The organism is Pedobacter sp. Leaf194 (assembly GCF_001423945.1).
Lineage (GTDB): Bacteria > Bacteroidota > Bacteroidia > Sphingobacteriales > Sphingobacteriaceae > Pedobacter.
Genome location: NZ_LMPU01000012.1, coordinates 86,812 through 109,402 on the forward strand (window position 1 = coordinate 86,812; position 22,591 = coordinate 109,402).

17 protein-coding genes are annotated in these 22,591 nt (G+C 40.8%); 6 read left to right on the forward strand and 11 right to left on the reverse strand.

Annotation, left to right across the window (positions count from 1 at the left end; genetic code table 11):
- Nucleotides 1-8: 8 nt before the first annotated feature.
- Nucleotides 9-2,891, reverse strand: a complete 2,883-nt coding sequence (locus tag ASG14_RS17375) for a TonB-dependent receptor (RefSeq protein WP_235528616.1) — start codon at nt 2,889-2,891, stop codon at nt 9-11.
- A gap of 60 nt (nt 2,892-2,951) precedes the next feature.
- The gene (locus ASG14_RS20550) at nt 2,952-3,275 is read right to left on the reverse strand and encodes a carboxypeptidase-like regulatory domain-containing protein (protein ID WP_235528617.1); all 324 of its coding nucleotides are present in this window, start codon (nt 3,273-3,275) and stop codon (nt 2,952-2,954) included.
- 454 nt (nt 3,276-3,729) lie between these two features.
- Here ASG14_RS20550 and ASG14_RS17380 point away from each other — a divergent pair, with 454 nt between their 5' ends.
- The 4 genes from ASG14_RS17380 (at nt 3,730) to ASG14_RS17395 (ending at nt 11,314) form a co-directional block, all read left to right on the forward strand.
- Nucleotides 3,730-6,222 carry a glycoside hydrolase N-terminal domain-containing protein gene (locus ASG14_RS17380; RefSeq protein WP_056872348.1) on the forward strand — a complete coding sequence of 831 codons (2,493 nt, stop codon included), beginning with the start codon at nt 3,730-3,732 and terminating at the stop codon, nt 6,220-6,222.
- A 152-nt stretch (nt 6,223-6,374) separates the two neighbouring features.
- Nucleotides 6,375-9,017, forward strand: a complete 2,643-nt coding sequence (locus ASG14_RS17385) for a TonB-dependent receptor (protein WP_056872349.1) — start codon at nt 6,375-6,377, stop codon at nt 9,015-9,017.
- 241 nt (nt 9,018-9,258) lie between these two features.
- Nucleotides 9,259-9,447, forward strand: a complete 189-nt coding sequence (locus tag ASG14_RS17390; RefSeq protein ID WP_056872350.1) for a hypothetical protein — start codon at nt 9,259-9,261, stop codon at nt 9,445-9,447.
- 70 nt (nt 9,448-9,517) lie between these two features.
- On the forward strand, nt 9,518-11,314 hold the full coding sequence (locus tag ASG14_RS17395; RefSeq protein ID WP_056872351.1) for a carbamoyltransferase C-terminal domain-containing protein: 1,797 nt from the start codon (nt 9,518-9,520) through the stop codon (nt 11,312-11,314).
- Here the strand turns inward: ASG14_RS17395 and ASG14_RS17400 are convergent.
- The 4 genes from ASG14_RS17400 to ASG14_RS17415 all read right to left on the reverse strand — a co-directional run bounded on the left by ASG14_RS17400 (nt 11,257) and on the right by ASG14_RS17415 (nt 13,670).
- The gene (locus ASG14_RS17400; RefSeq protein WP_056872352.1) at nt 11,257-11,961 is read right to left on the reverse strand and encodes a hypothetical protein; all 705 of its coding nucleotides are present in this window, start codon (nt 11,959-11,961) and stop codon (nt 11,257-11,259) included. The two genes, ASG14_RS17395 and ASG14_RS17400, sit on opposite strands and share 58 nt — an antisense overlap.
- Nucleotides 11,962-12,073: 112 nt before the next feature.
- Complete coding sequence (locus tag ASG14_RS20330) at nt 12,074-12,292, reverse strand: hypothetical protein (RefSeq protein ID WP_157274982.1); 219 nt, start codon at nt 12,290-12,292, stop codon at nt 12,074-12,076.
- Between the two features lie 508 nt (nt 12,293-12,800).
- The gene (locus tag ASG14_RS17410) at nt 12,801-13,187 is read right to left on the reverse strand and encodes a VOC family protein (RefSeq protein WP_056872354.1); all 387 of its coding nucleotides are present in this window, start codon (nt 13,185-13,187) and stop codon (nt 12,801-12,803) included.
- Nucleotides 13,188-13,196: 9 nt separating this feature from the next.
- A complete protein-coding gene (locus ASG14_RS17415) occupies nt 13,197-13,670 on the reverse strand; it encodes a DinB family protein (RefSeq protein WP_056872355.1) in 474 nt (157 codons plus the stop codon).
- An 82-nt stretch (nt 13,671-13,752) separates the two neighbouring features.
- Here ASG14_RS17415 and ASG14_RS17420 point away from each other — a divergent pair, with 82 nt between their 5' ends.
- Nucleotides 13,753-14,823 (forward strand): aminotransferase class V-fold PLP-dependent enzyme, encoded by a 1,071-nt coding sequence (locus tag ASG14_RS17420; RefSeq protein WP_056872356.1) that lies wholly within the window; start codon nt 13,753-13,755, stop codon nt 14,821-14,823.
- On the opposite strand, the gene ASG14_RS17425 is transcribed toward ASG14_RS17420, so the two are convergent.
- Genes ASG14_RS17425 through ASG14_RS17445 form a run of 5 tightly spaced genes read right to left on the reverse strand, consistent with a single transcriptional unit; the run spans nt 14,820 to nt 20,862 of the window.
- Complete coding sequence (locus ASG14_RS17425) at nt 14,820-15,791, reverse strand: L-histidine N(alpha)-methyltransferase (protein ID WP_056872357.1); 972 nt, start codon at nt 15,789-15,791, stop codon at nt 14,820-14,822. The two genes, ASG14_RS17420 and ASG14_RS17425, sit on opposite strands and share 4 nt — an antisense overlap.
- Nucleotides 15,792-15,797: 6 nt before the next feature.
- The gene (egtB, locus tag ASG14_RS17430; protein WP_056872358.1) at nt 15,798-16,949 is read right to left on the reverse strand and encodes an ergothioneine biosynthesis protein EgtB; all 1,152 of its coding nucleotides are present in this window, start codon (nt 16,947-16,949) and stop codon (nt 15,798-15,800) included.
- Nucleotides 16,949-18,517: an ABC transporter permease/substrate-binding protein gene (locus tag ASG14_RS17435; RefSeq protein WP_056872359.1), complete on the reverse strand. Its 1,569-nt coding sequence runs from the start codon at nt 18,515-18,517 to the stop codon at nt 16,949-16,951. Before ASG14_RS17435 ends, egtB begins: the two co-directional genes overlap by 1 nt.
- Nucleotides 18,514-19,470 carry an ABC transporter ATP-binding protein gene (locus ASG14_RS17440; RefSeq protein ID WP_056872360.1) on the reverse strand — a complete coding sequence of 319 codons (957 nt, stop codon included), beginning with the start codon at nt 19,468-19,470 and terminating at the stop codon, nt 18,514-18,516. Before ASG14_RS17440 ends, ASG14_RS17435 begins: the two co-directional genes overlap by 4 nt.
- Nucleotides 19,471-19,473: 3 nt before the next feature.
- Entirely contained in the window at nt 19,474-20,862 is a 1,389-nt protein-coding gene (locus ASG14_RS17445) for a mercuric reductase (RefSeq protein ID WP_369817233.1), read from the reverse strand.
- A 131-nt stretch (nt 20,863-20,993) separates the two neighbouring features.
- Here ASG14_RS17445 and treF point away from each other — a divergent pair, with 131 nt between their 5' ends.
- Nucleotides 20,994-22,580, forward strand: coding sequence for an alpha,alpha-trehalase TreF (gene treF, locus ASG14_RS17450; RefSeq protein WP_056872361.1), 1,587 nt, complete (start codon nt 20,994-20,996; stop codon nt 22,578-22,580).
- Nucleotides 22,581-22,591: the final 11 nt, after the last annotated feature.

Consider the following 22,591-nt stretch of genomic DNA (forward strand, 5'->3'; position numbering starts at 1 on the left):
GTTAAATTCTAGAAAGTCAATTTTACGCCAACATTATAAGTTCTCGCTAAAGGGTAATTTCCGTAATCAACGCCAGGCGTTAAATTCGAACCACCGCTATAATCTACTTCCGGGTTGTATCCTTTGTAATCGGTAATTGTAAATGCGTTATCCACGCTTGCGTAAACGCGAACGTTGCTTACTTTCAAAGTTGTTGCCAGGCTTTTAGGGAATGTATATCCTAAAGTGATGTTTGTACACCTGAAATATGAACCATCCTGAATGTAGAATGACGACAAACGCGTACTGTTACTTTGCGTACCTGCACGTGAAGCACGATAATTTAAACCACTTCCCGGGTTTGCTTCATTCCTGTAGCGGTCGGCCACGTCTACATACTGGTTGCCAGAACCCTCGAAATTATAAAGATAATAGTCCTGGCCATCCAAAACCTGATTGCCATAAGAGCCGTTGAAAGACGCCCTTAAATCGATCGTTCTATATGATGTGTTTAATGCAAAACCGTAAGTGAATTTTGGATATGGTGTACCAATTACTGTTTTATCAGCATCGTTAACAATGCCATTGCCATCTGTATCCTGAAAATACAAATCGCCGATTTTTGCCGGGTTTGTGGCCGATGCCGAAGGCGCTACCTTGCCAACATTATCTGCGGTTAATCTACCTAGGGCCTTGAAACCATAAAACATCCCAACAGGCTGCCCTTCCTGGGTGATGTGCGTTAGGTAGGAACGTTCAGCGCCATTGGTTAAAATCGTGCTCGCTCCGCCCATATTTAAAACCTCGTTGCGGTTAACCGCGATATTGCCGCTCAAACCAAAGGTAAAATGCTCTTTTTGTACAATTCTGCCATCAACCTGCACATCAAAACCTTTGTTGCGGATTTTACTATCTGCAAGGTTAGTTAATATTGATGATGTTCCAGATATTGCAGAAATAGATTGATTAAACAATAAATTGTACGAATAACTTAGGTAATAGTTAGCAATAACGGATACTCGGTTTTTAAACAAACCTACATCGGCACCGAAATTGTATTGCGAGGTTGATTCCCATCCCAGGCTTCCGTCCTGAATAGCATTTGGCCAAATTGCAGTCGAAATTGAGTTACCGAAAACAACCCCACCCGGCGAACTCATTTCCTGTTGGGTTCTGTAGTTTGGAATGTTATTATTTCCACTTAAACCCCAGCTTGCTCGAATTTTAACAGTAGACTGCTCGCCAAGAAAATTGTTGTAAAATTCTTCTTCTGATAAGCTCCAGCCCGCTGCAACAGATGGAAAATTCCCGTATTTATTTAATGGTCCGAACCTTGAAGAACCATCACGACGAAAGGAACCCGTTAAAAAATATTTTCCGGCGTAATTGTAACTAAAACGGCCAAAATAAGAAAGCAATGTATTTGTTGATTTTGCAGCATTATCAAGCGCAAAAAAACTTGCATCGGCACCCTTGTCCGTTATCTCACCTATATTATCATTTTGAAAGCCTTTGGCAGAAACACGGATTAAATCACTCGTTGTCTTTTGAGCCGAATAACCTGCCAAAACATCAATTTTATGTTTACCAAATGTTTTGTTATAATTTAATGTAAACTCTGCCAGTTGATCTATCTGTTTTAAGTTTTGTGCAATTGCGGTAGCAGCAGCAAGCGAAGCCGTTGAGTAAGGTGGATTGTTCCCATTACTCAAACTTGTTGGCAGGTAGAAATCGTATCTCTCACTGTAGGTTTGCATACCAAGATTTGCTTTAAAACTTAAACCGTCCAGAATTTTGTATGCGGCGTTGGCATTATAAGTGCTTCTGTCGCCCTTTCTAGATATTTTTAGCTGCTCCACAGTTGCTAAAGGATTTTCCGGGTTTTGGATACCATAAACCGACGCCAATGACGCCATACCAAATTGAATCGGGTTGCCATTAGCGTCTCTCGCAGGTAAGTATGGAAGATAGATTAAGGCAGACATCATCGGACTTAAATCGTAACGCCCCTCGCGAACCTCCCGGTTGTTGTTTTGAGTATACGACATATTTGCACCCACATGCAGGCGCTCGCTAACGTTTCCATCAATATTAGCCCGGAAGTTGATTACTTTTTGATTTGTATTAGTAACGATACCATCATTGTTCTGGTAACCACCGCTCATAAAATACCTCACATCTTTGTTGCCACCGGAAAAGGAAAGATTATGGCGTTGAAACGCCGCATTTCTGTAAAGTTCATCCTGCCAGTCGGTATTATACTTTGCAGGAATTGCCTGTTGCGTAGAGAAGTTGTATAAATCGGCTGGGATACTTACGCTGCTTCCATTTCCAACATTTGCAATACGTGTTGCATTATTATCTCCAAACATTGCATCGTTCCATGTTTTACCAGAATTTACCCATAAATCTTTATAGGCGTTGTTACGGCCGTCGATAAGGAGTTGGATGAACTGGTTCGCATCCAGCAATTTAACTTTTTTAGCCAATTGCGAAATGCCGCCCTGAACATCGTATTCAAACCGTCCTTTACCATCCTGGCCTCTTTTAGTTGTAATCAAAACTACCCCTCCCGAAGCTCTCGAACCATAAATCGCCGCAGAAGCCGCATCTTTTAGGATGTCGATGCTTTCAATGTCTTCAGGATTTATAGAAACGTTATTTCCTGCCGGATAACCATCGATTACGTACAAAGGATCTGAACTTGCATTGATTGAACCAATACCACGAACCCTGATTTTAGTTCCGGCATAGGGCGCACCACTGGTTTGCGAAACCTGTACACCCGCAACTTTCCCTACCAAAGCCTGACCAACGGTTGGCGATGTTAAATTAAGCTCGGCAGCTTTAACACTGCTAATCGCCCCGGTTACATCCGATTTTCGTATTTTTTGATAACCAATTGCAACCACTTCATCTAAAGTGTTGCTACTTTCTTTTAACGAAACGTTTAACGTGCGGGTTGTTCTAACCTATATTTCCTGCGTATCATACCCAACAAATGAAAAAACGAGTGTTGCTGCTTCGTCAAGTGCTATGGAATATCTGCCGTTGCCATCTGTAACCGTTGTTTTCCTGGTTCTTTTATCGTAAACGCTAACGCCCGGAATTGGTAGTTGATTCCCGTCGGTTACAGTACCACTTACAGTAAAAGCGAACTTATTTTTAGCAACCGGAACACTAAGGTGAGGGCTTGCCGCCAAGGTTTGAAAATTACATATTGCCAGTAATCCTATTGGCATAAGTAATCGTCTGCAGGTAAGTTTAATACCCGCTTTAAGAAGAATTGATGTCATCTTTTAATTGTTAGTAATGATTTTTTTAATAAGGCTTGAGTTATATTTTGGTGTAAGTTTTAAATTTCACCTAGGCAAGGTGAAAGGGTTAATCAGCTGTTGCTATCATTCCGCAAAACTAGGTGTGTACTTTTAACACTATGTATCGCAATTGTTAATTCTGTGGTTAATTTTAAAGATTAACATGTTTGATCGGAACCATTCATAGCTAGAAGCATTCTTCATCATCAGCATTAATTGACTGTAACCACTGGCAGCAGCTGATTTGCATATGCCTGCCGAATAGCTTTGTTATTGCAGCTTATATTAATGCATATTTTGAGCTTAGAATTAAGATGTGTTTGTATATTAGCGTCGGAACTACGTTTGTTTATGCTCAAGGAGAAACTTGAACTTTCTGATTGCTCACTGTGCCTTTTAAGATGTTTTCATTCCAAATAACACCAACAACGATATGAATTTTAGATATGTACTCACAATTGGATTGCTCTTCTCCATCTCCGTAAGTTTTTCGCAAGAAAAACTGAGGCTATGGTATGATAAACCAGCTAAAGAATGGACACAGGCACTTCCTTTAGGAAACGGACGTTTGGGTGCAATGATTTTCGGTGGCGCAGACTCAGATCTCATCCAGCTAAATGAAAGTTCACTGTACAGTGGTGGCCCGGTCAAACCGAATATAAACCCGGGTGCAGCATCATACTTACCAAAAATCCGCGAAGCTTTATTAATTAATGAAGACTATAGCGAAGCCAATACGCTTGCAAAAAAAATGCAGGGAATGTACACGGAATCATATATGCCGCTTGGCAATCTGATAATTAAACAAAACCTACAGGGCATTAAGCCAACCGCCTACACCCGCGAACTTGACTTGCAAAGAGCTACCTATTCTTCTCAATTTGAGCTGAATGGCATAACCTACAGCCGAACAATGTTTATTTCAGCGCCGGCAAATATGTTCGTTATTAAACTCACGGCATCCAAAAAATCTTCACTAAATTTTACCGCCTCAGTTGCAAGTCCGCTGCAAAATCATATCATCCCTACAAAAAACAGTTTAGAAGTAAACGGTAAAGCGCCTGCACATGTAGACCCCTCTTACTACAATTCAAAAGATAGAAAGCCCATTATTTATGAGGATACCAGTGGCTGTAACGGCATGCGTTTCTCGTACAAAATTGCTGTTGCCTCCTCTGATGGCGAATATCGGGTGGATGGTTTAGGCATCCATGTTTCAGGTGCCAGTGAAGTTATCCTCTACCTCACCGCCGCAACAAGTTTTAATGGTTTTGATAAATGCCCTGCCAAAGATGGAAAAGATGAGTTGAAAATTGTTGGCGATTTAATGACCAAAGTTAAGAATAAAACGTACAGCCAGTTGTATGAGGCGCATGTTAAAGATTACCAAAATCTTTTTAACCGGGTAACTTTTGAACTTGGCGCTCCAGGTGCAGAAACATCCCAATCCTCAGCGAATTTGCCATCCGACGAACGCTTAAAGGCTTATACCAAAGGGGCAAAAGACCCGTCTTTGGAAACTTTGTATTTTCAATTTGGAAGGTACTTGCTTATTTCTTCATCGCGACCTGGCGGTCCTGCTGCAAACCTGCAGGGGCTATGGAACAAAGAAATGAGAGCGCCCTGGAGTTCAAATTATACCATCAACATTAATACCCAGATGAATTACTGGCCAGCGGAAGTGGCCAATCTTTCGGAATTAAATGAACCTTTATTTAGCTTTATAAAAGACCTTTCTGTTACCGGCACCAGAACTGCTAAAGAGTTTTACAATGCCAGAGGTTGGGTGGCGCACCACAATTCGGAAATTTGGGCAACCTCAAACCCTGTGGGCGATCGCGGCGAAGGCGACCCGGTGTGGGCGAACTGGTATATGGGTGGAAATTGGTTAACAAGGCATTTGTGGGAACACTATTTATACACCGGAGATAAAAGTTTTCTAAAAAACACTGCGTATCCACTAATGAAAGGCGCTTCTTTGTTTACAATTGACTGGCTCGTTAAAAATAAAGATGGCCTTTACGTTACGGCACCATCAACATCGCCTGAAAATAAATTTTTAGATAAGGATGGTAAGCAACAAGGCGTATCTGTTGCAACAACAATGGATATGTCCATCATCCGCGATCTGTTTTCGAATACAATTGCCGCGGCTAATGTGCTGGGAACTGACAAACAGTTTCGGGATACACTTTTATCGCGACAGGCAAAGCTCTACCCGCTTAAAATTGGGAAACAGGGGCAGATTTTAGAATGGTACAAGGACTTTCCGGAAACAGATCCGCACCATCGCCACGTATCGCACCTTTATGGTTTATTTCCTGCAAGCGAAATTTCGCCAGAGCAACCAGATTTTTTTGCTGCTGCCAGAAAAACCCTCGATTTACGGACGGACGTGGGAACCGGCTGGAGCAAAGGGTGGAAAATTAACTGGTGGGCTAGACTGCGTGACGGAGACCGGGCCTATAGCCTGATTAGAAGTTTGTTAACTTATGTAGATGCTGCCGACGGAAATTCGGTTGGTGGCGGTACTTATGCAAACTTTTTCGATGCCCATCCCCCATTTCAGATAGATGGCAATTTCGCCGGAACCGCCGGAATGGCCGAAATGCTGTTACAAAGCAACTTAAAGTATCTCGATTTATTGCCTGCGCTGCCGGGTGAATGGAAGAATGGCAGCATCTCAGGACTTCGTGCAAGGGGTGGATTTGAAGTTAATATGAACTGGGCAGATGGTAAAATTTTTAGTGCTGAAATCGTATCGCTTTTAGGAAACAACTGTACCATCCAGGCCGGTGTACCCATTCAATTGAAAGGGTCAGAGCAAAAGGCTGAAAAAGTGCCGGGTGGTTATCAGTTAAAGTTTCCTACACAAAAAGGTAAAAAATATTACATCACAAAAAGCTGGAAAAGCAAAATAGCGTAGTAACAATCATGAAATTATAGACGTTTTTTCAAGAAACATCATTCCATAAAATGATATTTATGTAAATAGGGCAAATACGTTTGAGGTAAAAAATTGATTACCTAGGATTTTTTGTCGGCCGTTAAATCTATCTTTACCTGCCGGATATCTTTATGAAAACCATTACTAAATCGATTTTCTTCTTATTTTTATTGCTTGCGGTTTTTTCACAATCGAAAGCGCAGAATTACACCATTAGCGGAATCGTTGCTGATACTTTAGGGCTGCCAATTCCAGGAGCCATTGTGAGAATAAAATCCATTAGCGATTCTGCAGGTACATCGAGTGATGAGAATGGGAAATTCAGTTTCAACAAAATCAAAACCCGTGAATTCTCCCTTTCTGCTTCATTTATCGGCTATAATACGTTTCAGAAAAAATACCGGATTGAAGCTGGCACCAGCATCAATATTACAGATATCAGATTGAAGGAATTTTCGAACACTTTAACTGGGGTAACCATTTCCGGGGTGCCACCTGTAAAGGTTTCTGAAGATACGGTAAGCTTTAGTGCAAAAGCATTTCCGGTTAGAGCCGGCGATGCTGTAGATGAAGTGCTGAAAAAGCTTCCGGGAATAAAAGTTGATAAAGATGGCAACGTAACCAGTCAGGGAACACCGGTAACTAAAATAAGGGTTAATGGCAAAGATTTTTTTGGAACAGATGTGGCAACGGCCATCAAAAACCTGCCGGCCGATATCATCAAAAATCTTCAGTTTGTTGATGACTATGGCGACCAGGCAAAGCTTACCGGCATAAAAACCGGCGAGCCCGAAAAAATCCTGAACTTAACGATTGATGAAGATAAGAAGAAAGGATACTTTGCCCGGGCATCTGCAGGACTTGGCAATACCGACCGTTACAACACGAGTTTGCGTGGAAACAGAATTGATGGTGAACAGCAAATTTCATTCGACGGTACAGCTGCAAATGCAAATATGCGTGGTGGCGGAGGCGATGGAATAACCACCAGGAACGCACTCGGATTAAATTACAAGAATGATTTCGGGAGTAAACTCTCTGCTGATGCAAGTTATAATTTTAACGACAATAAAAATAATACCATCAGTTCAACCTACACACAAAACTTTTTGCAAGGCGGCCAAAATGGAACCAACAGGCTGGAAGATGCACGCAACAATTCGTTAACGCGTAACCGCAACCACTGGTTCGGTGGTAATTTGGAATATAAGATAGATACGATGAATTACCTCAAGATTTCACCCAATATATCTTTTGCCGACAACAGCGACAATTCTTCAGGCAACTCGTTAACAACACAGAACGCCCTGTCTACAACCCGTGAAAGCATAAATGCTAATTTTACGAATAATCTAAACGTACGCACGAATATATTCTACAACCATAAATTTGCTAAAAAAGGACGCAGCATCACCATGTGGACAAATTTAAATTATACAAACGGTGAGACGGATAGAAATTCGATAAACAAGTACCTGAACAGAACATCTGCGGGTATTGATTCTCTGCTTCAAAATCAAATCAATAATCAGGAAAACCGTAACCTTGGGCTAAATGCCGGGGCATCTTTTCTGGAACCGATTTGGAGCAAAAACTTTTTAGAAGTTAATTACAACTGGAACAGATCTGCAACCGATAACAGTAAAAATACTTTCGACATTAACGGCTCCAATAAAGTATACAACCCAGCATTAAGCAATCTCTTTGATTATGAGTTTACCACGCATAGAGCGGGCCTGAATTATCGGTACATTGGTGAGAAGTTAAATTTAACTCTAGGTTTTAACGTTCAGCCTACCCTGCTGAGTGGAGAAAACCTGAGCAACGGTGTTAGAACAGAAAACCGTAACATTAATTTCATTCCTTCAGGGCGATTTTCCTACAAGTTCTCGAATCAAAAATCGTTTGATGTAAATTATTGGGCGAGAAATAATCAGCCTGGTTTTCTGCAATTGCAACCAATTACCGATAATTCCAATCTTCAGAATATTGTAACTGGTAATCCCAACTTAAAACCAGAATTTATACAAAGCATTAATGCGCATTACAAGCAGGCTGACTGGAGTGCAGGAAAAGTTATTATCGCTAATTTTAGGTATGAACACACCGGCGATAAAATTGTAACAACGAAGCAGCAAGTGCCAGGAACCGTTAACCAGTTAACAAGTTATATTAATACGGATGGATATTACTCACTTCAGGGAGATTATAATATCAGCCGGCCATTTACACCGGAGCGCAAATTTTCTGTTGGATACTCGGGCTCAGGCCAAATGAACAACAACATTTCATTTACTGATGGAAGCAGAATAGAGGCTAAAAACACATCATGGAGGCAGGAACTTGAATTCCGGGTTGACCTCAAAGACATAGTTAATCTGGAATTCGAAACGTCTTATTCGCAGAATCTTACTAATTACTCAACAGATGCTTTTTCAGACCGGCGTTCGAACCGTTTTGAATATGGCATAGAAGGCCGCAACTATTTCTTTAAAGATTTAACCATTGGCTACGATTTCACAAAGCAAATAAATACAGGATTTGATAACGGAAATGTTAGAAACCCAACATTGCTGCGTTTGTATTCGGAGTTTAGGTTTCTTAAAAATGATATGGCCACCGTGCGCCTGGAAGGATTTGACTTACTTAACCAAAATTCTGGCATAAGCAGGGATGTTTTTGACAACGTAATCGTTGATAGACAGGTAAATCGCCTTGGCCGGTATTTCATGGTATCCCTCATTTACCGAATCAGAAAGTTTGGCGGTGCATAGTTAAGAGCGCTGACACTCGAATAACAACCTTCCACAACGAAATTTTTGAAATGGATTTCTACGCAAGTTGTCTATAAAACTACGCGTTTTAGATTTCGGCATTTTACCATACATTGATATAAGATATTGTAAATCAAATACATAAACTAAAAAAGCAGCAATGATTTAAACTTAGTTTAGTTCTGGTGCTGAACTTTATTCGAAGGATTACTGTTTTTTTAAAACAATAAATTCTTAATCTATGAAAAAGTTAATAATTCTAATGCTGCTATCAGCTTTTAGCTTCGGCGGATTTGCTCAAACAAGGCAAGATACAACGAAGAAAAAAACGGAAAAGAAAAGTAAAACGAAACAAGATCCCAAAAGAAGTGACACCACTAAACGGGACACCATGAGACGAGACACTGCTAAGCGTGTTCCACCAATGTAATGATAAGACCCGGTTTAACGGGTCTTATCTGTTTAAATTCTTCTCTTTTTTTCCATCATAACATCATTCTATGTATATACTCGGTATAAACGCCGTTTTCCACGATTCAACAGCCTCTATTTTAAAAGATGGTAAACTTTTAGCCGCTGCAGAGGAAGAGCGTTTTACGCATTTTAAACATGGCAAGCGCCCTATCCCATTTAGCACTTATGAGCTTCCATTTCATGCCATTGATTACTGCCTGAGCGTTGCCGGAATTCACCTTAAGGATGTAGATCATATCGCTTATTCTTTCGACCCATATTTACTTATTCCCAAAACCGATGCAAATCTTCCCTATTGTGAGATTCCCTTTGCTCCAGGTAAACAGCAGCACAATACCAAAGGTAACCCGTGGGATAATTTATTTCTATCGTCTATTGTAAATGCCCCTGCCCAGCTGGTTGATGGTTGGCCGCATCACTTGCAGAAAAGATTTTATGGAAGTAAGCTAAGCGATTGGGTATGGCATTTTGTAGAGCACCATACGGCACACGCCGCCAGCGCCTTTTACCCTTCCCCTTTTGAGCAGGCTGCTATATTGACTTTGGATGGCCGGGGAGAATCGACATCAACAACATATGCAACCGGAAACGGAAATGAAATGCTCCGGATAAATGAAGTTCCGCTTCCCCATTCACTCGGATTGCTTTATGAAAACCTGACTACGCATCTCGGTTTCCTACATTCATCAGATGAATACAAAGTGATGGCACTTGCATCATACGGCCAAACCAAATACATTGATGATTTTAGAGACATCATTAAAATACAAAATAATGGTCAGTACACCATTGAAAATGAAAACCTGACCGAAAGATTCGGGCCGGCAAGGCTAAGACATGAACCCTTCACTTCATTTCACTTCGATTTAGCAAGGTCGTTACAGTTTGTTTTGGAGGAGTCTGTACTTAAACTCGTTAACTGGTTGCAGCATGCAACAAAGAGCGAAAACCTGGTTATGGCAGGCGGGGTAGCTTTAAACTGCGTTCTTAATGCCCGCATCAGAGATTTAAGTAATTTCAGGCAGGTATGGATACAGCCGGCTTCTGGAGATTCTGGTACTGCACTGGGTGGCGCAATGTATGTAGATGTTCAGGAACGAAAGGCAAAAACAAGGGAGTTTGTAATGGAACATGTTTATTGGGGACCATCGTACTCGGATGATGAAATCGAAAGTTTTCTGAAATGGGCTAAAGTGCCTTATCAAAAATTAGCAGACCCGGCAAAAGAAGCTGCAGAATTACTTGCCAAAGACATGATTATCGGTTGGTTTCAGGGAAGAATGGAATTTGGACCACGTGCGCTAGGTAGCCGGTCAATTCTAGCTTCGCCCATATCGCCAAAAATGCAGGCCCGACTTAACGAAGTAAAAGACCGTGAAGATTTCAGGCCTGTTGCACCAGTTGTATTGGAAGAAGATGCACACCTCTGGTTCAAAAATGCCGCAAAATCGCCGTTTATGTTGTTTGTACATGAAGTTTTGCCAGAAATGACCGACAAAATCCCGGCCGTTACACATACCGACGGAACTGCAAGAATTCAAACCATAAATGCAGCGCAACACCCCGCATACTATGATTTAATAAAAGCTTTTAAAGATATAACCGGCGTACCAATATTGGTAAATACCTCATTTAATACGCTCGGAAAGCCAATAGTTTGCACCCCGAGAGATGCAATTGAATGTTTCTGGGGTTCACCTTTTGACGCATTGATAATGGGCTCGTTTTTAATTTCGAAAAATGAAGGAGAAAAGAATATCAGTAGTTATTCCGACTTACAACAGGCAGGCACTTTTCGTATCGGATTGAAGAAAAACCGGTAGCGCGAAATAAACGCTGGTAAATGTGGATGAATGACTTCTCCAATTCCATATTCTTCGGCGCCCATCCCTACCAAATCCAGCGGGATGTGCTTTCGTACTTCTTCGAATATATCTAAACCAAGAAGCCGCCCCCTTGTTGGCAGGTTATTTATGACAACGATGCCTTTGGGGATTTCGCCGGTATATGTAAACGGTTGAGGCATTACACCATGTTCGATTACTTTGGTTTTTAAGCCGTTACTATCCCACATTAACTCGTTGAAATGCGTAACGTGAACAATAAGCACGCTGCCATCCGTTACCGGATGCTTTGCGTTGGTGAGATGGTCCCAGGGCGGGTCGTGTTCGAGGTATATTTTTGGAAGTGTTCTTTGCGATTCAGAAAAAATTTCGAACTGGTCTACCAGGTAGTTTTCATCTTTTTGAAAGAGGATAACATCGAAATCAATATTTCTTACATCAGCTGCGTTAACTTCAATTACATTTTCACCGAAAGGATACGTTTCGCCCCGCCCCACATAACCGGGAGATTTCTCATCATTATAGGGGATGTAAATGTCATAATCACCTTGCGACAAATAATATAGATAGCTTCCATGAATGTGCCATGTAAAAATACGTAAGCGTTCGGTCGTTAGGTTATTCATTTTATTTATATGATAAAATCGGTTTACAGGGAGGGTTTTAACCGGGAAGATGGGTTAACAGATGAGGTGAAGTTGGATTGAAAATTGAACCGGCGGTTCGCCAACATATTAGTTAGTTTCTTGAACCAGATTTGCCCACGCTATCTACCGTAGTGCTATCAGTTCTGGTGGTATCGGTCATTGATGAATCCTGCATTGGAGATGTTGCACTCATCGAGCTCATTGAAGTGTCTGAGCCTGTTGAATCTGAACCGGAGGAAGAATTGGATTTTGAATTACAAGATATCGCTAACGTTGCAACCATGCTTGCTAAAAGAATGTACTTTTTCATCGTTTTTGTTTTAAGTGTTACCCTAAAAAAATGCTTTTGCGGTGAAAAAACTTTTGTTATTCGGTCACCGTTTCTCAAAACGGATATTTCTCGTAACGCGAAGCGTATTTGGCGCCAGCAACACGGAACAAAATGAATAAATACGCTAGGAGCGCTCTAAGTCGGCCCTTTTGAGCAATTCAAGTGCTTTCAAGTAACGCTTATAATGATTTTTGCGGGAATGATAATCGATGAATGTCATCACTGCCACAAGGCGAATGATGTGAGCAGATGAGTTGTTGAAGATACGAGACGAAAGACACGCGGCCGCAACTTGTACCGCAGTCATTTACAAGCTATAACTACGTAGTAATTGCTTGTTATGTACGCATGTAATAACTCTCCTGCTGTATTTTACATTCCTTGGGGAAGCTAATACACAATCAGGATGCGAAAAAACTACTTAGTGCAAAAAGACAGATAACAAGAAAGACGTCAGCACATTGGCATCACGCCCCTGCTGAAAAATTTATTCTTTAGTTTCTATGACTGAAAGGATATTGCCTGCAGGGTCTTTAAACCAGGCGATACTCGGTCCTCCATTATCTCTTGAAATCCCCTTTGCATCGGTCTTTAAATATTGTTCGTCATATTGTTCAAAGGCAACGCCTTTTTCAATTAAGGTGTTAACCGCATCTTCAATATTATCGACTGGGAAGTTGAGTACTGTAAATGTTGCAGGCTCATGGTTAGGTTTGGGATAAACCAACAAGTTTGATGAACCTGAAATTTGGATTTCAAGAACACCCATGGGATTATCTTTTACAGTTAAACCGAGTGTTTTGCCATAAAAGTCTTTTGCCTTTTGAATGTCGTTTACTGCAAACGAACTAAACGCTTTTGAATTTTGTAACATATGTTTTAATTAAGGTTTCCAGACTTTAAGTAAACGACGGATAACTACAATTTCTGCGATGTGGTAGGCATTATGGTCTGCAATTTGAAAGGCCTCACGTAAAATGTTTTGTCCCTCTCCGTGGGTTATTTCAGTAAAGATATCGTCTGATTCTATCAATGCAATAAAGTCAGTCAAATCCTGCTTAATCTGCGCCAGGCAATTTGTCCATTCCACTTCGTTTTTAGGCGCTGCCTCTTTGGGCCAATATTCATCGGGCCATTTCGGCGATTTATACGTTGCATCTTTGCTAAACTGGAACATGTCCCATTGGGCAATCCTGATGTGCTCAACAAGTTGCCAGATGCTGTATGGTAGTCCATTAGGCTTCTCGCCTAGTAAATTAAATGGCATATCTGCAACCGCATCTTCAAAATTAGCATGTGCATTCCCGCCACTTAGTAATTTTTTCAGCTCGGCAATTAATATGTCGTGGTTTTCCATCTCAATAAATTTACTTTTAAGGTAACAAATAATCGTCAATTCAGTTTTTCAGGAATGCAAATGAATTTTCTACATTTGGCACATGACTATCGCCGAACACTTTCCGATTTTAAAAAATTACACTTACTTGAACACCGCATATTCTGGCTTACTATCTACCGAGATAGCGAAATGGCGCAGGGCGCATGATGAAAGCTTTGTTAGTGAAGGCAGTATTTTCAGAGCCGATAGTCTGGTGGTTATGGAAGAACTCAGGAAAAATCTATCGGAAACATTCGCAGTAAAAAAAGAGAATACATTTCTGACATCAAACTTTTCGGGTGGATTTAACACCATTTTAAACGGCATTGAAAAGGGCAATAAATTTCTTTTACTCGAAGAAGATTATCCATCATTAAGTTATCCGGTAAAGAGTGCCGGCTTCGAATATCTCGAAATTCCGATTACTGCTAATCTTGAAGCGGATATTATAAACGCTATAACGAATTTTAAGCCCACTGTTTTCGCTTTTAGCATGGTCCAATATATCAGCGGACTAAAAATGCAAAGTGATTTCCTTAAAAAATTAAAAGCCAATTTCCCCAACATAATTTTAATTGCCGATGGAACGCAGTTTTTAGGTACAGGGCAATTTGATTTTGAAGCATCCGGATTGGATATGTTGATTGGAAGTGGCTACAAATGGTTGCTTGGCGGATACGGTAATGGTTACATTTTTCTTTCAGATGCGGCAAGAGAATTTATCTATAAACACAAAAAAGACATTGCATTACCTGCGTTACCATTTTTAGCCGGTCGGGATTACCTTTCGCTAACTTTAGAATCTGGCCATTTGGATAGTTTAAATTTGGGAACCTTAAACCAGGGACTAAACCTACTGAAAACGATAGGATTGGAAGTTGTGGAGGAAAGTATTGAAGCCTTGGCCAACAAAGCCAGAATTGCGCTTCACAAAAAGGGTTTGCTGGCAGATTGGATGCTTGAACGACCTGAGCAATCTTCAATTATGAGCTTACAGCTTAGCCAAACACTTGTTGAAAAGTTGGATGATGAAAAAATCCTCGTTTCGCCCAGGGGAACGGGTACGAGGATATCTTTTCACTTTTACAATACCGAAGACGATTTGAATCGCCTTTTAGACGTTTTGCGTTAGGCAACTTCCCAAATGGCGTCTACAAAGTACCCTTGCTCATCGGAAAAATATGCCGCTACTTTAAAGCCTGATAAACCTGCAAGTTCTTCGATTTCCTGCTGAGCATATTTCTGCGAAATTTCCATCAAAATATATTCGTCTTTTTCGAGGTTAAACGTAGAGTTTCCGATTTTCACCGTTTGCTTTTCCAAACTAATCAGGTAGCTTTTGCATTCGCCAGTTTCCGGATTATAGCTTGCATAATGTTCGAAACCATCAATGTTAAAATCACCGCCCAATTCGCGGTTTATTCGGCTTAAAAGGTTTAGATTGAATGCCCGGGTTATGCCTCCTTTATCGTTATAAGCGGCTAATATCTTCTTTGGATTTTTCTTTAAGTCAAAGCCAATAATTAAAATATCGTTTAGTGATAACAACGCTTTCAGGTTGATGCAAAATTCCCTGGCTTCATCCACACTCATGTTTCCTATGTTAGCACCCATAAACAGCACCACTTTTTTCCGGGTAGAAATTTCCGTTGCTTTCTGCAACATTTCGAAATAGTCGCCGTTTAGCCCCTGAAGATTAAGCGTTGGAAATATCGCCGGCAACTTGTCTTCCAGTTCGGAAATAACATGTGCTGAAATATCGATTGGAAAATATTTAAAATCCATATTTTTATCAATCAACGTCTTTAGCAAATGAATGGATTTTGTTGCATCGCCTGCGCCAAGTTCAATTAAATCAAATCCACTACCATCAGCTGCTATTGTATTTACAATTTCGGCTGACTGGCGTTTCATAATCTCCATTTCTGCATTGGTTAGATAATATTCGTCCATATCCATAATCTGCTGAAAAATAAGATCTCCGGCTTCATCATAAAAATATTTAGAATACATTCGTTTTGGCTCTGTGCTAAGACCTTCCAAAGTTTCTGTCAGAAATTGCGTATTGGTTATTGTTGGTTGTTCGGTAGAAATGATCATAAAATTCTATTTAGCAAGGCGAATACCCGTGTATTGCCATCTTAAATTAGGGTGAAAAAAATTTCGGTAGGTTATGCGACTGTGTTGTTCTGGTGTGGCAATGGATGCGCCCCGCAAAACTTTCTGGTTGACCATAAATTTGCCGTTGTATTCGCCAATCGCCCCTGGCGCTTTGCTAAAACCCGGGTAAGGCAGGTATGCACTTTCTGTCCACTCCCATCGTTCGCCCCAACTAAAATGCTTCGCCGAAACTTCCCATTCAAACTCGGTGGGTAAACGCATACCTTTCCAGCTGGCAAATGCATAGGCTTCATAATAGCTGATATGTGTTAGCGGCTGATTTGGGTCTACTACTTTTAATCCCTGAAGTGTATAATTGTGCCAGTTTCCGTTAATTTTATGCCAGTACATCGGTGCTTCGATATGACTGGTATTCACCCAGTCCCAACCCTCGGCATGCCAAAGATTGAAATTTTTGTAGCCGCCATCCTCGATAAATGCAATATAATCCTCATTAGATACCAGCGAACTGCTAATCGAAAAATTGTTTAGGTAAACCTTATGGCGGTTAAGTTCATTATCGAAACAAAACCCCTCACCGTTAAAACCAATATCGTAAACGCCTTCTTCGATAGTTAAAAACCTTTGTTCGTTTTGCGATGGACTTAAAACTTCGGTTTTCTGCTCATGATAAACGGGAAACAACGGGTTGTTTCCAAGAATAAATTTGATGTCAGTTAAAAGCAGTTCCTGATGTTGTTGCTCGTGATTGAAGCCTAAGACTATTAATTCATAAACATCGTTTCCAACTTCATCTGATAAGAATTTAACCATCGCTTCATCCACATAGCTACGGTACTTGTAAATATCGTTTACGCTGGGCCTGCTAAGATTTCCTCTGTCTGTGCGAATAACCCGATTACCAATAGTTTCGTAATAGCTATTAAAAACGAAGTTATAATTATCATCGTATACCTGGTAACCTGGCGAGAATGCTTTCAATAAAAAGGTTTCGAAAAACCATGTGGTATGGCCCAAATGCCATTTCGGGGGACTAACATCCACAACTGGCTGAACAACATAATCTTCGGCTTGTAAGGGCTGGCAAAGTTCTTCAGAATACTTTCTGATGCTCAGGTATTTTTCAACAAGATTCATTAATTTTTATCGAGATAATTCTTAAGGTCTGTAATGGTATTAACATTTAGCTGGGCCGATTGTTTTTGCCTCATCATTAAAGCATATGAATTGTTAAAACCAATTGGTTTTAACCACTTAATGTTATATTTTTTCAAAAATTCTGCACGCACGTAGCGGTAAGTTTCATCCCTATCCGACGAAATTTTTGTAACAAGTTTGGCATCAGGTTTCAAAATTGCCAGTAACCCGGTGCCAGTGTATTCGGGGTAAAAATCTATCTGGTTGTTTACTAAGGCATCGAAACAGATTTTTGTTCCGCCTAAACCTGTCTTTGTTTCTACCTGATAATCTGTGTTTCCTTTGATAAGCATGCTGTAAATCTCCGCGAGGATATATTGTTCGCCAAAAATTTTTGAACCAATTTTTACGGTCCCCATATTGCCATTGCGTGGGGTTTTATATAGCTTATTTTTAATCAGAAAGTCCTTTGCAACCTGCGTCGGTGTTTGGTGAAGATAGTCGGTCCGGTAATTCAAATCCGTCATGATGGAATCTGTAATTTTACCAGCTAAAAGATTTAAGGCATCCTCCAGTCCGGGCAGTTTTTTTAAGGAAGACTGCAGCACAATTGGCGCTGCATAATACGGAGGAAAGATTCCCTTATTATCTTTCAAAATTTTCAGGTCGAATGCTTTCAGTCTTCCGTCCGTAGAATAGCCGCTAATTACATCCAGCTCTTTCGAATAAGCAGCCTGATACATCACTGCATCGCTAATGACAACCGTTTGTATTTTAAGGCCGTAAGCAGATTTTAATCCCAAATCGCCATCTTGTCTACCCATAAATTCTGGCGTAAAACCGGCTTTTAAACCTGAACCATATGCAGAAGGTAAAATGTATAACGCACTAAATAAAACCAAAGCAACAGGAAAAGCCGTTAAAATCCTTCGAAGCTTTTTAAAATCAAGCCGTTGAATGATTGAAAGAAGTGCATCCAATATAATAGCGAGGAGCGCCGCTGGGATTGCCCCTGCCAAAATCATATTGGTATTGTTAAGCGAAATGCCTCCAAAAATGAATTCGCCCAAACCACCCGCAGCGATATAAGAAGCAAGCGTGGCTACGCCAACATTTATTACAGTAGCTGTTCGTATCCCAGCCAGAATAACGGGCATTGCCAATGGAAGTTCAATTTTAAGTAGTATCTGTAATTTACTCATCCCCAGTGCGTTTGCAGCCTCGGTAATGTGTTTATCAATACCAATAATTCCGGTGTAAGTGTTTCTAATAATTGGCAACAAAGCATAGATAAGCAGCGCTACAATTGCAGGTTTAGCGCCTATGCCCAAAAGGGGAATCATAAACCCAAGTAAAGCGATGCTCGGAACGGTTTGTAATACTCCGGCAATACCTAAAATGGTGCCCGACAGTTTTCTTTTCCGGGCAATTAAAATACCCAGAGGCAAGCCTATGGCAATTGCGAAGAGCAAGGAAATGAAGGTTAAGCCGATGTGCTGTAAAGTTTGGTTAAGCAATTTATCCGATTCCATGGACATGAATTGCCACAATGTTTGCTGCTCACTCATGGCTGCAAATGTTTTTTGTATTCATTAAAAGCTTTAGATAATTCGTTAAAGTTTACCACTTTACGTTCATCGTTTTTGTTAACGAAGCTCAGCTCTGTTGTGCCTTTTGAGGAAAGCATTTCCATAACCGACCAGATAGTCATCGCTGGGTTTAAGGCTTTTGCATCATTGTTCGCGGCATTCGGAAGATTGGGCCAGAGGTCAGATATTTTAATAACCTTAAACTCCAGCGCCAGGCGCTGGCCGTCTAAAAATTTCCTGGCAAAATCATTCGCCGGTTTAAATAACAAATCCTTTGGCGTGCCAATTTGCTTAATTTCACCTCTATCCATCAAACAAATCCGGTCGGCAAGTTCGAAAGCTTCAAGCACATCGTGGGTTACCATCACAATTGTTTTTCGCTTTAATTCTTCCAACTCTTTAAATTCTTCCTGAATTTTTGACCGGGTAACATTATCGAGGGCGCCAAAGGGTTCATCCATTAATAATATCGCGGGGTTGGCAACTAATGCTCTTGCCAAACCAATTCGTTGTTGTTGGCCACCACTAAGCTGACTGGGAAAAAGCTGTAAGATGTTTTCCGGCAGATGAAGTTTTTTCAACAAGTCATAAATCCTGTCAGCAGTTTTTTTCTTTTCCCACTTTAGCAACTTAGGTACAACTGAAATATTTTCTTCGATGGTATAGTGTGGAAAAAGTCCTATGTTTTGCATCACATAACCTATTCCACGCCTCAGATTTTCCGGATTTTGTTGCAGAACATCGGCTTCGTTAATCAAAATCTGACCTCCGTCCGGCTCAATTAATCGGTTTATCATTTTTAGGGTAGTCGTTTTGCCGCAGCCACTTGTGCCAAGCAAAACCAAATTTTCACCCTCCTCAACCTTGAAAGACACTTTATTAACGGCTATCGTATCGCCATATTTTTTACTTACTTGCTTGAGCTCAATCATTACTTAATCTTCAATCTTCATAAAAAGGTTGTTCAGAGACTCTGAATAAGTTGGATGGGCAAAAACGCAAAAGCGAATTCTATCGTAGGTAATGCCACCTTCCATAGCCATTTGCAGAACAGACATCACTTCGCCACCTTCGGAACCTAAAATTGCGGCGCCTAAAATTTTCTTAGTTTTCACATCTACAATTGCCTTCATTAAGCCAAGTGTTTCACCCGTTTCTATACCACGGGCAACGTTCGACATTGGCAAAACAGCAACCTTATAATTCAGTTTCTGTTCTTTTGCCTCCATTTCTGATAAGCCAATCCTGCCCAACTGCGGGTCTGTAAACATGCAATATGGCACTGGCCTGTCGTTAATGCCATAATTTGTGCCTTCAATTAAATTCCTGAAAACAATTGTATAATCATTATAGGCAATGTGTGTAAATGCCGGGCCACCCTTTACGTCGCCTAATGCATAAATTCCTTTCACATTCGTCTCCAGTTTGTTATTCACAATCACATGCCCTTTTTCATCGGTTTTTACGCCACAGGCCTTCAGATTTAGTGCCTCAGTTTGGGGCACTCTGCCAACTGCAACTAAAACATGACTTGCCTTAACGTGCTTGGCTACGCTACCTGATTTCACTTCGATACTAATATCATTTTTGCTTTTCTCTGAGATGCGTTTTACCTCGGCGTTTGTAATAATTTCAATTTCTTCGGCCTGAAGAATGTCTGTTAACGAAGCAGATAAATCCTTATCCTCTCTCGACAATATGGATTCTGACTTTTCTATAATGGTAACCTTACTTCCAAAACGGCTAAACATTTGCCCAAATTCCAAGCCGATATAGTTACCACCAATAACAACCAGGTGTTCTGGTACGCTTTCCAGCTCGAGAATACTTGTGGATGTTAGGAAGTTGGTTTCATCCAGGCCTTCAATTCCTGGAATTGCTGTTTTGGCACCCGTGTTGATGAAAATCCAGTCGGCAGTCAGGGTCTCCTCACCTCCAGCATTTAAAATAATTTTAAGTTCTTTCTCTGCACTGAAACTGGCTTCTCCCATAAAAAGAGTTAAGCCCTTTGTTTTTTCAATTCCTTCTTCTGATGATGTTCTAAACTGTTTTACAATAGCATCTTTACGCTGCTTAATTTTTTTCAGATTGACTTTAACAGAACCAATTTCTACGCCAAGCGCTTCAGATTTACGGGCACTGAAGGCCATTTTAGCGGAAGCGACCATTGCTTTGGTTGGCGTACAGCCATCATTTATACAGGTGCCGCCCACTAATCTTTTTTCTATAATCGCAGTCTTTTTCCCTGCCAAAGCCAGTTTTTTCGCTAAAGGCACACCAGCCTGGCCAGCCCCGATAATTATTGCATCAAAGTGTTTCATCATTTATTTTTTTTTGCGGGACAGATTACCCAAAACGCTTAAGCATAACCTGAATATCGACTCAATGTTTCAATTTATGCACAACCGATAAACTTTAAGGTTAAATTGCTAGCTTTAGTTCTAAATATAATAATATGAGCCAGCAAAAACAAAAACCAAAGAATTGTTACATCAAAGCGATGATGTTTTCTTGTCTTTTGTTATTTACAAATCAGTTATTTGCACAAAAGGAACTGAGTCCGAGGCAAACTTACCCGGGCCTGTTTGAGCAGGTTCAAATGGCAAGAGTTTATCCTGATAGTAAATCCTTCGCCGATGCAATTCCTAAAATGCAACCTGCGGAAATTATGGCGGCCTACAAAGCCCAAAAAGATTTAAAGGAGTTCAATATAAAAGCTTTTGCAGACGCACATTTCTCCATGCCCGAAAACCATAACGCCGTTTACCAATCAGATATAAATGCAGGTATAGAAAAGCATTTAGATACGCTTTGGACAGTTCTTAAACGAAACCCTGATACCCTGTCTAAATTTCAAACTTCTCTTCTCCCCTTACCCAAACCCTATATTGTGCCAGGCGGCCGTTTTCGCGAAATCTATTATTGGGATTCATACTTTACCATGCTCGGCTTGCAAAAGGCAGGGAAAACGGATATCATGAAAGATATGATCGATAATTTCGCCTACCTTATAAATAAATATGGCTTTATCCCGAACGGCAATAGAAGTTATTATTTAACCCGATCGCAACCGCCTTTTTTTGCGGCCATGGTTGAGCTATTTACCGAAAATAACACGAGCACAAAATTAAGCAGTTATAAAGAGGCACTTGAGAAGGAGTACGAATTCTGGATGAAAGGTTCCGCAGGGTTGAAAAACGGACAAGCAGCAAATCACACCGTGAAATTGCCAGATGGAACATTGTTAAACCGATATTACGACGCGGGCGACCAACCCCGTGAAGAATCTTACCGGGAAGACTTTGAGGCCGCCAGGCACACAAAACAAGCGCCCTCAGCATTTCTTCGTAATGTGCGGTCTGCAGCAGAATCTGGCTGGGATTTCAGTAGCAGATGGTTTGCTGATGGAAAGAGTTTTAACCAGATTATAACTACAGATCTACTTCCGGTTGATTTAAACACGCTGGTTTACAATCTGGAAATGGCGATTGCACAGGCAAATAAAGAAACCGGCGATGAGGCAAGGGCTATTTTATTCTCTGCAAAAGCCAGCAAACGAAAGGCTGCCATTTTAAAATATTTCTGGAACCCCGGCGAAAACTTCTTTACAGACTACAACTGGAAAACTAAACGCCTATCAAACCAAATTACTCTGGCTGCTTCCTTTCCGCTTTATTTTAAACTCGCTACCGCGGGCCAGGCTAAAGAAGTTTCAAAACGGATTGAAAAGGATTTTTTAAAATCTGGTGGATTAATTTCTACATTGACAACAACGAAAGAACAATGGGATGCCCCGAACGCGTGGGCGCCACTACAATACATCAGCATTCAGGGATTACGAAATTACCGCTACAATACACTGGCCGACACCATAACCAACAGGTGGGTTAAACAGAACATTGCTGTTTTTAAAGAGACGGGGAAATTGATGGAAAAATACAATGTCGTTGAAACCTCAAGCAAAGGTGGTGGCGGAGAGTATCCTTTGCAGGATGGCTTCGGCTGGACAAATGGTGTACTCTTAAAGCTTTTAAAAAAGTAAAATCGATTGTT

What these genes read in the sequence shown, in the direction of transcription:
- ASG14_RS17380 (WP_056872348.1), top strand. Translation starts at nt 3,730, where the DNA reads ATGAATTTTAGATATGTACTCACAATTGGATTGCTCTTCTCCATCTCC.
- ASG14_RS17435 (WP_056872359.1), bottom strand. Translation starts at nt 18,517, where the DNA reads ATGAGTGAGCAGCAAACATTGTGGCAATTCATGTCCATGGAATCGGAT.
- ASG14_RS17420 (WP_056872356.1), top strand. Translation starts at nt 13,753, where the DNA reads ATGACTATCGCCGAACACTTTCCGATTTTAAAAAATTACACTTACTTG.
- ASG14_RS20330 (WP_157274982.1), bottom strand. Translation starts at nt 12,292, where the DNA reads ATGAAAAAGTACATTCTTTTAGCAAGCATGGTTGCAACGTTAGCGATA.
- ASG14_RS17445 (WP_369817233.1), bottom strand. Translation starts at nt 20,862, where the DNA reads ATGATGAAACACTTTGATGCAATAATTATCGGGGCTGGCCAGGCTGGT.
- ASG14_RS17410 (WP_056872354.1), bottom strand. Translation starts at nt 13,187, where the DNA reads ATGTTACAAAATTCAAAAGCGTTTAGTTCGTTTGCAGTAAACGACATT.
- ASG14_RS17415 (WP_056872355.1), bottom strand. Translation starts at nt 13,670, where the DNA reads ATGGAAAACCACGACATATTAATTGCCGAGCTGAAAAAATTACTAAGT.
- egtB (WP_056872358.1), bottom strand. Translation starts at nt 16,949, where the DNA reads ATGAATCTTGTTGAAAAATACCTGAGCATCAGAAAGTATTCTGAAGAA.
- treF (WP_056872361.1), top strand. Translation starts at nt 20,994, where the DNA reads ATGAGCCAGCAAAAACAAAAACCAAAGAATTGTTACATCAAAGCGATG.
- ASG14_RS20550 (WP_235528617.1), bottom strand. Translation starts at nt 3,275, where the DNA reads ATGACATCAATTCTTCTTAAAGCGGGTATTAAACTTACCTGCAGACGA.
- ASG14_RS17400 (WP_056872352.1), bottom strand. Translation starts at nt 11,961, where the DNA reads ATGAATAACCTAACGACCGAACGCTTACGTATTTTTACATGGCACATT.
- ASG14_RS17395 (WP_056872351.1), top strand. Translation starts at nt 9,518, where the DNA reads ATGTATATACTCGGTATAAACGCCGTTTTCCACGATTCAACAGCCTCT.
- ASG14_RS17390 (WP_056872350.1), top strand. Translation starts at nt 9,259, where the DNA reads ATGAAAAAGTTAATAATTCTAATGCTGCTATCAGCTTTTAGCTTCGGC.
- ASG14_RS17385 (WP_056872349.1), top strand. Translation starts at nt 6,375, where the DNA reads ATGAAAACCATTACTAAATCGATTTTCTTCTTATTTTTATTGCTTGCG.
- ASG14_RS17425 (WP_056872357.1), bottom strand. Translation starts at nt 15,791, where the DNA reads ATGATCATTTCTACCGAACAACCAACAATAACCAATACGCAATTTCTG.
- ASG14_RS17440 (WP_056872360.1), bottom strand. Translation starts at nt 19,470, where the DNA reads ATGATTGAGCTCAAGCAAGTAAGTAAAAAATATGGCGATACGATAGCC.